This is a genomic window from Prevotella sp. C0209C1 (assembly GCF_056583855.1).
This window is the reverse complement of record NZ_JBWPJP010000006.1, coordinates 66,845-79,399: the sequence shown is the minus strand read 5'-3', so window position 1 is coordinate 79,399 and position 12,555 is coordinate 66,845. Positions and strand designations below refer to the sequence as shown.

The window sequence follows — 12,555 nt, the reverse complement described above, 5'->3', positions numbered from 1 at the left end:
AAAGGGTAAAAGAAAAGGAACAATGACTAACTTTATATTAAACATATACGCCTATATGAAGATGCACCGCATGATGTGCCTCTTCTCTTTCTTAGGCTTAACCTTGCTATTGGTGCTATCTATGCTGCGTCTTAACTATAAGGAAGACATAGCCGACTTCCTACCCATAGACAGCACACACCATAACGCCTTAAAGGTATATCAGGACATATCTGGAGCTAACAGGATCTTTGCCGTCTTTCAGTATAAAGACACCACTCATACTAACCCTGATGCTATGGTAAGCACTATAGATGCCTTTACCAAAGAAATAGCAAAAGCCGATACGGCTAAGGTTATAAGAAACGTGATGTCGCAGGTAGATATGCAGAAGATGACGGATATAACATCTTTCGTTTACGATAACATACCTTATTTCCTCACTAAGGCAGATTATATAAGAATGGATAGCCTGCTATCACAGCAAGGGTATGCTAAGAGAGAGTTGCAGCGAGATAAGCAGATGCTTATGTTTCCCGTAGGAGGAATATTAACAGATAACATACAGCGCGACCCTCTTAACCTTTTCTTACCTATACTGAAAAGGCTGCAACCATCTGACGCAGACTTACGCTATGAGCTATACGATGGTCATATCTTTTCGCCCGATATGCAGAAAGCTTTTATTATGATCTCTTCGCCGTATGGCGCAAGCGAGACCGAAAACAACGCCTCACTAATAGATATGCTTAATCTTTGCGCTACTAAGGTGGCAGGCAAAAATATTGATATACACATCATAGGCGGCCCTGTGATAGCCGTTACTAATGCTAAGCAGATTAAGACGGACAGTATCTTGTCTGTAGCAATATCTGTAATACTGATATTAGCTTTGCTGCTTTTCTCTTTCCGCAATGTGCGTAACCTCTTCTTAATAGCTCTTTCCATAGCGTGGGGGTGGCTCTTCGCTATGGGGCTTATGGCTCTTTTACACGATAGGGTGTCTGTTATCGTCATAGGCATATCGTCTGTTATCTTAGGTATTGCTGTCAACTATCCGCTACACTTCATAGCTCACCTCTCACATACGCCTAACCATCGTAAGGCTTTGCGCGAAATAGTAGTGCCGCTCTTGGTAGGTAATGTTACCACGGTGGGGGCTTTCTTGGCGTTAGTACCATTGCAGTCGGTAGCTTTAAGAGACTTGGGCTTGTTTAGCTCTTTGCTCCTTGTAGGCACTATCTTCTTTGTCTTGATATATCTTCCGCACATCTCAAAGGCTACTACCAGCAAGAAGCATACTTTTTTAGACAAACTTGGCAACATATCCTTAGAGAATAAGCCTGCCTTTATTATCGTAGTGCTTATACTTACTGTGGTGTTTGGATATTTTAGCTTTAAGACAAAGTTTGATGCCAACATCGCACATATCAACTATATGACAAGCGCTCAAAAGGCAGACATGGCTTACTTTCAGCGCATGATGACCCATGGCAGCGGTCTAAAGAAGGTATATGCCATCTCTACCGATACTACCATAGACGCTGCTTTAGACAAAAACCTTCGTTTGCAGCCATATCTTAGGCGTTTAAAAGATAAAGGCTATATACATGAATATTCCTCTTGTAGCCGCTTCTTACCCTCTAAGAAAGAGCAGGCTCATAGGTTAAGCCTCTGGCGAGAGTTTCTCTCTCGACATAAGGCGGCTCTGAAGACATCTTTACAGCGCAGTACGCTCTCGGAAGGCTTTGCTCCTAACAGCTTTGATAGCTTTTATGCCTTGTTAGAAAGGGAATACCCTGTGCGTGAAGTGGCTTACTTTGATAAGCTTATAAAGCAGATTTTTTCTTCTAACATCAGCATAGACCATGCCAAGAAGCAGTATAACGTTATAAGCCTTTTATCTGTAAAGGAGCATAATGTGAAGCCCGTAGAGGCTTATCTGAAGAAGAATGGTAGCAACAGCTTTGATGTTGTGGGTATGAACAGTGCCATAGCCAGTTACCTTTCTAACGATTTCAATTATATAGGCTTTGCATGCGGCTTTATAGTGTTTTTGTTTTTATGGTTGTCTATGGGCAGCATAGAGCTTGCTTTGCTCTCGTTTGTGCCAATGGCTGTTAGCTGGGTATGGATATTAGGCTTTATGGGGCTTATGGGAATGCAGTTTAACATTGTTAATATTATCCTTGCTACTTTTATCTTTGGTCAGGGCGACGACTATACCATCTTTATGACAGAGGGTGCTGTATACGAGTATGCTTACCGCCGCAAGATGTTATCTTCGTATAAGCAGTCCATTATCATCTCGGCATTGATAATGTTTATAGGTATGGGTACGCTTATAGTGGCTCGCCACCCTGCTCTACATTCTTTAGCAGAGGTTACTATAACGGGTATGTTTTCTGTGGTCTTGATGGCTTATATCTTTCCGCCGCTCATCTTTAAGTTTTTAGTTAGTAACGCAGGCGGTTATAGAAGGCGTCCAGTGTCTATGAAGCCTTTGCTAAGAATGGGGCTTGCTGTGGTGGTGTTCTTCTTTGAGATAATAACAGTATATGTAAGAGGCTTCTTTGTTTTTTGCCTTTTAAGGCATACAGAGGGTAGGGAGCAGAGCTTTAGACAGTATGTGCATAGGCTTTACCGTTATAGCTTGGCGCATATACCAAGTGTAAGATATAGGGTAGATAACCCTTTTAAAGAGAGCTTTAAGGCTCCTGTAATGGTTATTAGCAATCATCAGTCTATGTTAGATGCTGCCGTGTTTATGGCTTTAAGCCCTAAGCTGGTGCTTATATCTAATAACGCTCCAAGCAGCTCATGGGTGGTAAAGCGCATATATCGCTGGCTGGGATATGTTACTCTTAGTAGCGATATGCAGGCTAACATAGCCCTTTTAAAAGAGCGTGTGCGGCAGGGTTATAGCCTTGTGGTGTTTCCCGAGGGCAGGCGTAACCCGCTCTCGTCTATACTACGCTTTCATAAAGGAGCGTTCTACATAGCCCAAGAGCTAAGTTTAGACATTGTCCCCGTAATGCTTCATGGGCTTAACGAGGTGCTGCCACGAGGTAGCTTTATGGTATATTCAGGCCACATAGATGTAAGCGTAGGCAAGAGAATATCACAAAACGATGCTACATGGGGCACAGACTATGTTAGCCGGACTAAAGCCATACATGCATACTATGTTAAGCAGTATGCTAAGATAGCCTCTTTGAGGGAGACTGCCCGTTACTTTCATGGCTTGCTTCTCGACCGTTATCGTTATAAGGGCGTCGAGGTATATAAGTCGGTAAAAAAGAGCCTTAAACGCTTTGACGACTTTGATAAATGGGTATCGCCCACGCCCACACGCCATAATGATGTCGTTGTGGTAAATAAAGGCTACGGAGAGTTTGCCCTGTTATATGCTTTAGTACATAAAGATGTGCAGGTATATGTCCTCGAAGAGGATAATGAGCGGGCTGCTCTGATAAGTTATTGCGCTGAAGGCATAACGCATAACGTGAAAATAATATCTCACAGCTACCTTAAAGCCTTAGACGTTACGCGCTGTAAGGTCTTTGCCTTTGCCCCTGATGGCGAAAGGCTGTCTACGTTTAGCGATGTTAATATCATTAGCCTGTAGCATATAACACGCAAACTGAGAGAAGACACATTAATATATAATAGAAACAACAATATTTTTTTAATAAATATAAAAATGAAAGAAGCTATAAGAACAAAACTTGAAGAGCTGTTGCCGCTCGTCGATTTCGATTCCGATTTCCTTTTTCAGGAGCTCGATTCGCTTGGTATAACAACTATATTGATGACCCTTTCAGATATGTATGGTGTAGAGTTCGACTACAGTGATGTTACTCCCAAAAACTTCCGAACCATAGATAGCCTTATTAATATGGTTAAAGAAAAGATAAAACTAAAATGAAAATAGAGGATAAGCTGCGAAGCAATGCCGAGAGAAATCGTGAAAGCATAGCCCTTAAGGCAGAGGGTTACACCGTTAGCTACTCACAGCTATATAACTATGTGTGTAGCAAGGCAAGGACTATGACATACTTTCCCGGCGAACTCGTACCCATAGAAGCAACACCTACGATAGAGTTTGTAGTAACTTACTTTGCCCTTCATCTCATAGATGCCGTTGCCGTACCTTTCGAGGCAGGGCTGCCTGAAAAGCGAAAAGAGGAAATAATAGCTATGTTTGCAGGTAAGAAAGCTCCCAAGGGGGTTGCCGATGTGCTATATACTACTGGCACTACGGGCAAGTCGAAGGCAGTAATGGTTAGCCATGATACTATCTTTGCTAATGCCGAAAACCTTGTTTTAGCACAAAAGTTTACAAGAGATGTTACCTTTATAGTAAGCGGACCTCTCAGCCATATAGGTAGCCTCTCTAAGCTATACCCCACTATCTTTGTAGGAGGTACTATACATCTTGTAGGGGGAATGAAAAATCTCACTGCCTTTTATGAAGCCATTGACGATGCTCCCTCTAAGGTAGCCACATTCTTAGTGCCTACTAACATACGTATGCTGCTGACATTATCTAAAGAGAAGTTAGCCTCTTATGCCGATAAGATAGACTTTATAGAGACAGGTGCTGCCCCAATGGCACAAACGGACATGGAGGCTCTTTGCAACATCTTACCCCACACACGGCTTTATAACACTTATGCTTCTACCGAAACAGGTATAATAGCCACTTACGATTATAATGAGGGTGAGTGCTTGGCTGGGTGTTTGGGTGTGCCAATGAAACACTCTTCGTTTGCTATAACCCCCGAAGGGAGGGTCTCTTGTAAGGGTAAAACCCTTATGATGGGATATTTTGGCGATCCTGACCTTACTAAAACTATCTTAAATGGCAACACTATCGTTACTAACGACATGGGATATATAGACAGCAAGGGGCGGTTGCGCTTGCAGGGTAGGGGCGATGATGTTATTAATATAGGTGGTTTTAAGATAGACCCCACAGAGGTGGAAGCTACTGCTATGCAGTATGGCGGCGTTAGCGACTGTGTATGTATCTCGGTAAAGCATGCTTTCACCACTAACGCCTTAAAACTTATAATAGTGCGGGGTGAGGGCTATGATCAAAAAGAGCTTATCAAGTTTTTAAAGTCGAGGCTCGAAGCCTATAAAGTGCCGCTATTATATGAAGAGGCATCAAAGATACATCGCACCTTTAATGGCAAGATAGATAGGAAGCATTATAGATAGAAAGCATTAGCTTCCTTTTTATTTCCACTTTATAATATGTAACTAAAGCGTGGGGCTATGCTCATAGTAACAAACCTATTGGCATAGCCCCACGCTTTTTTTAGTGTTTATAAATATCTTTTTTCTTTATCTCTTTACTTCTTAGTCTTAGGATTGTACGGACGCCTAATAAAGTCTAACTCTATATCTTTACCGTTTTTCTTAAACTCCTGTCGGTTTCTTGGAGCTTGCGGAGAGAACTCGTTAGTCTCGCGGTCGGCTATTAAGCGGACAGGGTAGCAAGCTGAACTATTGACGTTCGCCTCTATTGCAAGACCTTTATACGACATCCTTCGTGAAATGTAAGTTTTGTCTTCTTCATAACGGTCATAAGCTACTCCTTCTCTCTTAGAATAATATTTATTCACTCTTGTATAATAGTTGCAAGTAGGAACACCGTAATCATAGTCTTTTAACCCAAACATAGGTATAACACGGTAGCAGTCTACATTATATAAAGGGTTGCTATCAGAGCATTCGCCCCACCATTCGTCGCTCATAATGTCTTTTATGTTTACATCGGCGTTGCCTATCCACCTGCTTTGTATGATGACGCGTGCCCCTTGCCCATCGGAGTTGTATGGGTTTGTAGGCTGCTTATCTAAGTTCATAAACCTATATCTATATGCGCAGCGGTAGCGGCGCCCAAAATAGTAGCTCCTATTTCTATCTTCCTCACCTATATTATTATATTTGTCATCTATAAAGAGCGGCTCAAACCTTATAGCGTATATCTCGCCCTTAGTATCGTCTTTCTTAAAATAAGAAGCCCAAACAGGCAAATCCTTCCAAAAATAACCTTCTGTATTACTTCTGTTGTCTGGACCTTGCCAGAGATTAGGTTCCATATTATCTTTTCTGGGTGAAAATATTTCAAAATAAGGGTTAGGGGCATCTTTTAAAGAGTTGTTTCCATTAAAAACCCATGGGTATAAGTTTATTTTACGGTTAGAAATGTCTTCTAATATATTAAAGAAGGCAACGCCCCACTCCTCGTTGTTAGGCACATGAAAGCCCTGTGGCACATAGTCTTTGTTAATGATAAAGTGTCTTTTGAAGTCTTTACCCCTCCATGTCATAGCGTATTCTTTTCCTTGATAGGTCGAACCTACCTTTCCCCAGTCCCATTCTTTCCAAGAATTATCTCCTGTAACAAGATCATTATCAAACTTTGGCTGGTTAGCGTATAAGATGGTATTAGTCCTTGCTAATCGCTCCAAAGGGTTAGGCCAAGGGTATTTAGGCAGCTTTTTGCCGTTCTGTATTTCTACCTCTCTGAAGTTAGGGCGCACCACACCAAGCTCTATAGTCTTATATCCTACGCCGTCGCCCTTTTCTAAGGATACTCCAGTGATACACTCCGATGTCTCTGCATTCTTACTTCTCGTGTCTACTAACCATTCATCAGCATAACGCACCTTTCCTTTTACTGTCATCTTTCTGCCAAGCATAAAGCCGCCATGCTCTGCTGTTATCATAGACTGGTGGCGTAAAATGCCTTTATACTGGTCGTTGATAGGCATTCCCCATACAAAGAACTCATCGTACTTAGGGTTGCTAAATCTCCGGTTTCGCATCTTGCTTGATTTATAGGTGTATTGCCATTCGAAGAAGCCGTCTCTCTTGTTGTTAGGGTCGTTAAACCATGGGCGGTGATCCTGCTCATAGTTCCAGTACCACTGCTTGTTTATGCTGTGCGCAGAGCCGTTTGAGTTTAAGCGCAGCCTGCAGTCTAAGCCAAAGGTGTTGTCCCCCTGTGTGCGGTCGGCAATGTCTTCTAAAGGACACATTGTGAAGAAGCCGTTACCCGAAATCTGAGAGCTGGCAAAGGTATAGTTGTGCCCCTCTGGCTTTACAAGCTTTTCGTTGCGGCGTATCTTAAACTTTAGCAGTACGCCTAAAGGCTTAAAGTGCCAATTGCGTATCTCTACTTTGTTTTTACCCGTTATGTTAGATAGCTTAATCCAACCAGTAGAGAAAGGCACATCAGCCATTAGCTTGCCGTCAGAAGAGTAAGTGTTGTGCAGCGAGTTAGGTGCAGCAGGGTTAAAAAACACGCCAAAGTAGTACATATTCTTCACGTGCCTTATATACTTTTGCTTAGCAGCCTCGTTCTCAAAGTGGATATCTTTTATTATATTGTTTATGTTTTTAGGGTTAAGGCTTTCGTCTTGTCTACCCCCTATAACGCCACAGATAAACCACTCCTCTTTTCCCCCTTTTATATCCACCTTATCGTTAAGCCATGTAAGGTTGGTAAGGTTAGAGTTTTGTGTTCTTAGCGTTATACCCGTGCCGTTGGCATTAGCCACCTTGTCGAAGGTTATCTCGCCGGCAGCCAAACATAGTTTTGGGTCCGTCTTCATGTAGAATTCTGCCCCATCGTTACCTCTATGCTCTTTATCATATTTCACCAAGAAGATGCGCGCCTTTATCTTGTTATCATTGTTAGATAGCTGTGGATAGAAATGCCCGTCTTTATCTCCTCCCATCATAGGGAAGGCTCTTGTAGTGGGGGAAGCCCCTTCGCCTTGGGCATCTTCCGTTATAGGCATACCCTCTAAGGAGGCACTTGCAGATATATAAGCCTGTGAGGTCTGTATATCTATACCTGATTGTTGCTCACTGCTTACAGTAGAAGCTGAAGAGCTTTTCTCTGTTAGATAGTCGGCACAGCTCGAATATAGCAGAGCAGAGCCTAAAACAAAGCTAAATGCTACTTTTTTTGCAGTCTTATTCATTGTTTTCTTTTTATTTACTTTACTTATATTATATATCTATGTGTGGCACAGATAGCAGCTTTTAATCGTCGATTTCCTGACCTATAAGATTGTCGTCATCGGTAGTGACTTCTCCGCTAATGTTGCCACCGTCTATAGTACCTGTGATGTCTCCCTGAATGCTTCCTGCCATTAGTGGCATATAGCCTGGCATGGTCATAAGGTAAGCCATGGGCTTACAGTATGGCAGCTTCTTTTCTTCTTTTTTTCTCATTATCCTCTTTTTTTATGTGTCTAAAAAAAATATCTTTCCTTTCACCTGTGTGTTTTCTTCTCGTAGCTTTCTCTTATAAAAAACTATGTCTGCACAGATATCTTTTATAAGTGTGTACCGCTTAAAACGATTGCAAAATTATGCAATAAAGGGTAGAAGAGAGAACATTTTAACTTTTGTAAAAAAAAAAAAAACTTTCTTTACGAAAATTTTTGCACCCCTTTTTGCCACTTTTTCTTGGCGTCAGCCTTTGCTTTTTGGCATGAAAAGCGTATCTTTGCAGGCTATGAAGTGTAGGCATAGTTTTCTTATAGTAGTGCTTTTCTCTCTTCTGCCTTTATGTGTAGAGGGTGCGGATAGCACGTTTGTGAAAAGTGGTGAGCAGGCTTTTAAGGTGGAGGCTCAAAAGGGTGTGAATAGCCTTTTTAATAGTTCTTCTTACGCTGGCTTGGGTTTAGTGGGTACAGGGCTTTGTGTAAAGAGCTATAAGCGCAACTTTCGGGAGATGCGTAACAGGAGTTTCCCTTCTTTTAAAACCACTGTAGACGACTACATACAGTACGCCCCCTTGCTTGCCACATGGGGCTTAAACCTTTCGGGCGTGCAGGGTAAGAGTTCTTTTAAGCGTCTTGCTGTGAGCAATGTGTCGTCTGCTCTTATTATGGCAGCTTTGGTAAATGGTATAAAATATACCGTTAGAGAGATGCGCCCCGACGATACCTCGCCAAACTCTTTCCCCTCCGGGCATACTGCCACAGCCTTTATGGCTGCTACCATACTGCATAAGGAGTATGGCGCAACTAAAAGCTATTGGTATAGCGTGGCAGGATATTCTTTAGCAGCTGCAACGGGTGTGTGCCGGGTGCTTAACAACAGGCATTGGGTGAGCGATGTCTTAGTGGGAGCAGGCATAGGCATAGTATCTGTAGAGTTAGGCTATTTCTTAAGCGACCTCATCTTAAAGGATAAAAACAGCAAAAAGAATAGCAAAAAGGCTAAAATAGGTTACTAATATTTGTGTAGATGTAATTTATAAATTACCTTTGTAGTATGAAGTATAGGGAAGTTGTAACATATAAAGACGGTTTTGATACCTTTTTTGAGGCGCAGACAGAGAAAGTGCGGACGAAAATTATTAAGGTATTAGATATTATAGAGCAAATACAGCGAATACCCAAAATTTATTTGAAACATATAGAAGGTACAAATGGTTTGTTTGAAATAAGGGCTCAATTGTCTAATAATATTTTTAGGATTTTTTGTTTTTTTGACGGTAACAAGTTGGTAGTTTTGTTAAGTGGATTTCAAAAGAAAACGCAAAAAACACCAAGAACAGAGATTCAGAAAGCAGAAAGATTAAAAGATGAGTATTATAAAGAAAAAGGTGAAAAATAAGATGAAAAATATACAAACTTTAGATGAGATTAAAACCAAGTATTATGGTTCTATAGGTACTGCTAAGCGTAATGAGTTAGAAAATGAATTGGCATCATTGCGTATTGGGCTTAAGATAAAAGAGGCACGAGAAACACAGCGACTTACTCAGGCACAGTTAGCCGAACGAGTAAATAAAAGACGTGCTTTTATATCGAAAGTAGAAAATGATGGGGAAAACATAACATTGAAAACTTTATTCGATATTGTGGAACGAGGCTTGGGCGGAAAACTTAATATTGAGGTAACTTTCTAATCTTTTCTATTACTTTTACCTTAAAAGCATAGGTGCTTCTGTGGGGAGAAAGAACGTCGGGAAAAAGCATTTTTAATTTATTTTTAATGGAAAAATAAATTAAAAATGCAATAAAAATAATCTATTTTTCTTTTTCAAGCCTTATGTATAGTTGTGTTATGTGTGGTTTGTGTTTTACAAGTTCCAAAACGAAGTGCAATAAAAGAGTAGCCCTCGCCGAGAGGTTGTCTGCATCTCTCGGCGAGGAAAAAAAACATCGAAATGTTTGAGTATTTTGTTTTTTATGTGTATTTTTGTCCAAAATAGTCAGAAAGTCTATTTTTCTGCTTTTAAACAATCTTTATTATTAACTCTTTAAAAAGGAGGTTTTTATGAAATCTTTTAAGTCTATTCGTTTTTTTTCTAAAAAGGCGGTATGTTTGTTAATCATCTCTTGTTTTATCTTTTCTTGTTGTTCAGACGATGAGAATTTAACATATAGAAAAGAATTAAATGCTTCTGAAGTTCAGTTTGAGCAAGATTTATCTAATTATTATGCTTTGCAAAACTCTGAAATAAGTAAGCTGCTACATAAAAAAACATCAACGCGATCAAACTCTGTGGCAGGGATAAACTCTGTAGAAGATAATCTTATCTATTTAAGGTTAGATAGCGCTGATGAAAATTTTGTGCAAAACTACTCTAAACTCTTTGCAAAAGAGCTAAAGAATAAAAAAATAGAAGGAGTTACTCTGCAAAAAATGTTGGGCAATATAGAATATTCTAAAAAGGTTTTAAGTGAGGTATATTCAAAAGAGTTTAATATAATTTTTCAGCAATTTTTACTCAGGAAAAGTTGTTCAGCATCCGATATTATTTCAAATAAAAATTTGACCGCACTAGAAAAAAGTCTTTTATTAAATATGCTACCTGTTGTTAATTATGAAATCACAATGAGGAGTAAAAGTGTGGCTACAAGAAGTATAGATTTACGTGGGGATAAGCACAAAAAAAGTAGAAAGCAAGTATGTGAGGATATTTACAATTCACGAACATGCCTTAGAGACTATTTAATAAGTACTGGAGTTTCTTGTTTGGGTGGTCCTACTCCAGTTACAGCAATAGGTGTAGCTGTATCTATTTACCAATATGCAAATTGTGAATATAGTGCAACAGATAATTATAAAAAATGTATGGGAAAATGATTATATCTAAAATAATAAAATCAATAGTATTGACGCGAAGATCTTGGTTAAACACCAAAGGTACAGCTACTTTGTTTGAGTGTGTTTGTTTTGCTAGTTTCTTTCTAATTTTGACAGTGCTATTTGGAGTGTTGATATATGATGCAAGACAATTCTCTCTCTCAAATATTTTATTCTTAGGATTTCTTTTTCTTTTTATTTATATTCCAAATTTTATAGCTTTGGTTAGTTTAATAAGGCGGCGAAGTAATTCTTGAGAAGTATTTGTAAATTAATTTAAAATAATAATAACTAAAAGAAATAAAATCTCTTTTGTAAGCATTCTAGAAAAGAGATTTTATTTCTAAGTATACAGTGATTAATATCAGTAGAATAAAGATAAGGAATATAAAGTAAATGATAAACTTAAAGTCCAAAAGAATGTATCTTTCTATAAATAAATGCCTAACTTTGTACTATAGAAATAGTAACATAGTTTTATTATTGAATAATAGTATTTAAAATATAAAGAAATGGCTAACAAGAAAACGGGAATCATCAGAGATCTGTCAGATTATGTAATTATTGCGCTTTCTATGTGTATAGGTAGCTTTGGTTGGTGTGCTTTTTTGCTTCCTCACAAGATACCTATAGGTGGTATAGCAGGTATATCAGCCATAGTTTTTTGGGGTTTTGATATCCCGGTGCAGTATATATACTTTTCGTTAAATGCGTGTCTTTTGCTTGCTGCCTTATATGTGCTGGGCTGGCAGTTTAGTGTGCGCACTATTTATGCTGTGGTGGTGTTTACTATAATGACGTCTTTTTTCCAAAGTGTGTTAGCTCATGCTAATCTTTTCTTAGACGAGCCTTTTTTGGCTTGTGTCATAGGAGGTGTGTTCTTAGGCTTTGGTACGGGTGTGGCTTTGCTGTATAATGCCAGTTCGGGAGGGTCTGATGTGGTGGCAGCCATGGTAAGAAAGTTTCACGACATATCGCTGGGCAGGGTCATTTTAGGTTGCGATTTGCTTATAATAACGTGTAGCTACCTTATCTTGCACAATTGGGAGCATGTTATCTATGGTTATATAGTGTTGTTTGTGATGAGCTTCACGGTAGACTATGTTATAAATGGTCGTCGTGGTTCGGTGCAGTTTTTCATAGTTTCTTCTCATTGGCAGGAGATAGGCAAGGCCATAGGTCAAAGGGTGGTGCGTGGCTGTACGGTAATAGAGGCTCGTGGTTTTTATACGCGCGATAAGGTGGGCATGCTGTTTGTGGTGGCAAGCAGGTCGCAGGCTCGCTCGGTATATCGTGTTATAGACGAGATAGACGATAAGGCTTTTGTCTCTCAGGCTGCCGTAAACGCCGTTTATGGTATGGGTTTTGAGAGAATGAAGACTAAGAAGCATAAGAAGCAGCATGAGCCTTCAGGCATTGAGATAATAAAGGATATAGACTAAA

Annotated in this window: 10 protein-coding genes; 8 read left to right on the top strand and 2 right to left on the bottom strand. The window is 39.8% G+C overall.

Annotation, left to right across the window (positions count from 1 at the left end; translation table 11 throughout):
• Positions 1-22: 22 nt before the first annotated feature.
• From AC1DCD_RS02825 to AC1DCD_RS02815, 3 genes are all read left to right on the top strand, one after another.
• The gene (locus tag AC1DCD_RS02825) at positions 23-3,607 is read left to right on the top strand and encodes a 1-acyl-sn-glycerol-3-phosphate acyltransferase (protein ID WP_464640074.1); all 3,585 of its coding nucleotides are present in this window, start codon (positions 23-25) and stop codon (positions 3,605-3,607) included.
• Positions 3,608-3,682: 75 nt separating this feature from the next.
• Complete coding sequence (locus AC1DCD_RS02820; RefSeq protein ID WP_008446483.1) at positions 3,683-3,907, top strand: phosphopantetheine-binding protein; 225 nt, start codon at positions 3,683-3,685, stop codon at positions 3,905-3,907.
• Positions 3,904-5,205 (top strand): class I adenylate-forming enzyme family protein, encoded by a 1,302-nt coding sequence (locus AC1DCD_RS02815; protein WP_464640077.1) that lies wholly within the window; start codon positions 3,904-3,906, stop codon positions 5,203-5,205. The genes AC1DCD_RS02820 and AC1DCD_RS02815 overlap by 4 nt, the downstream gene beginning before the upstream one ends.
• 134 nt (positions 5,206-5,339) lie before the next feature.
• On the opposite strand, the gene AC1DCD_RS02810 is transcribed toward AC1DCD_RS02815, so the two are convergent.
• Both AC1DCD_RS02810 and AC1DCD_RS02805 read right to left on the bottom strand, forming a co-directional pair.
• Entirely contained in the window at positions 5,340-7,985 is a 2,646-nt protein-coding gene (locus AC1DCD_RS02810; RefSeq protein WP_464640079.1) for a hypothetical protein, read from the bottom strand.
• A 61-nt stretch (positions 7,986-8,046) separates the two neighbouring features.
• Positions 8,047-8,238 carry a hypothetical protein gene (locus AC1DCD_RS02805; RefSeq protein ID WP_464640081.1) on the bottom strand — a complete coding sequence of 64 codons (192 nt, stop codon included), beginning with the start codon at positions 8,236-8,238 and terminating at the stop codon, positions 8,047-8,049.
• Positions 8,239-8,500: 262 nt separating this feature from the next.
• Between AC1DCD_RS02805 and AC1DCD_RS02800 the strand changes: the two genes are divergently transcribed.
• The 5 genes from AC1DCD_RS02800 (at position 8,501) to AC1DCD_RS02780 (ending at position 12,554) form a co-directional block, all read left to right on the top strand.
• On the top strand, positions 8,501-9,250 hold the full coding sequence (locus tag AC1DCD_RS02800; RefSeq protein WP_316908799.1) for a phosphatase PAP2 family protein: 750 nt from the start codon (positions 8,501-8,503) through the stop codon (positions 9,248-9,250).
• A gap of 38 nt (positions 9,251-9,288) precedes the next feature.
• Positions 9,289-9,633: a type II toxin-antitoxin system RelE/ParE family toxin gene (locus tag AC1DCD_RS02795; RefSeq protein ID WP_008446528.1), complete on the top strand. Its 345-nt coding sequence runs from the start codon at positions 9,289-9,291 to the stop codon at positions 9,631-9,633.
• A 1-nt stretch (position 9,634) separates the two neighbouring features.
• Positions 9,635-9,928: a helix-turn-helix domain-containing protein gene (locus tag AC1DCD_RS02790; protein ID WP_008446670.1), complete on the top strand. Its 294-nt coding sequence runs from the start codon at positions 9,635-9,637 to the stop codon at positions 9,926-9,928.
• Positions 9,929-10,299: 371 nt separating this feature from the next.
• Complete coding sequence (locus tag AC1DCD_RS02785) at positions 10,300-11,112, top strand: hypothetical protein (RefSeq protein WP_036854192.1); 813 nt, start codon at positions 10,300-10,302, stop codon at positions 11,110-11,112.
• Between the two features lie 512 nt (positions 11,113-11,624).
• The gene (locus tag AC1DCD_RS02780) at positions 11,625-12,554 is read left to right on the top strand and encodes a YitT family protein (RefSeq protein WP_008446493.1); all 930 of its coding nucleotides are present in this window, start codon (positions 11,625-11,627) and stop codon (positions 12,552-12,554) included.
• Position 12,555: the final 1 nt, after the last annotated feature.

Excerpts from the sequence above, each read along its gene's own strand:
- AC1DCD_RS02825 (WP_464640074.1), top strand. The coding sequence starts at position 23 with ATGACTAACTTTATATTAAACATATACGCCTATATGAAGATGCACCGC.
- AC1DCD_RS02815 (WP_464640077.1), top strand. The coding sequence starts at position 3,904 with ATGAAAATAGAGGATAAGCTGCGAAGCAATGCCGAGAGAAATCGTGAA.
- AC1DCD_RS02810 (WP_464640079.1), bottom strand. The coding sequence starts at position 7,985 with ATGAATAAGACTGCAAAAAAAGTAGCATTTAGCTTTGTTTTAGGCTCT.
- AC1DCD_RS02805 (WP_464640081.1), bottom strand. The coding sequence starts at position 8,238 with ATGAGAAAAAAAGAAGAAAAGAAGCTGCCATACTGTAAGCCCATGGCT.
- AC1DCD_RS02800 (WP_316908799.1), top strand. The coding sequence starts at position 8,501 with ATGAAAAGCGTATCTTTGCAGGCTATGAAGTGTAGGCATAGTTTTCTT.
- AC1DCD_RS02780 (WP_008446493.1), top strand. The coding sequence starts at position 11,625 with ATGGCTAACAAGAAAACGGGAATCATCAGAGATCTGTCAGATTATGTA.
- AC1DCD_RS02785 (WP_036854192.1), top strand. The coding sequence starts at position 10,300 with ATGAAATCTTTTAAGTCTATTCGTTTTTTTTCTAAAAAGGCGGTATGT.
- AC1DCD_RS02795 (WP_008446528.1), top strand. The coding sequence starts at position 9,289 with ATGAAGTATAGGGAAGTTGTAACATATAAAGACGGTTTTGATACCTTT.
- AC1DCD_RS02790 (WP_008446670.1), top strand. The coding sequence starts at position 9,635 with ATGAAAAATATACAAACTTTAGATGAGATTAAAACCAAGTATTATGGT.
- AC1DCD_RS02820 (WP_008446483.1), top strand. The coding sequence starts at position 3,683 with ATGAAAGAAGCTATAAGAACAAAACTTGAAGAGCTGTTGCCGCTCGTC.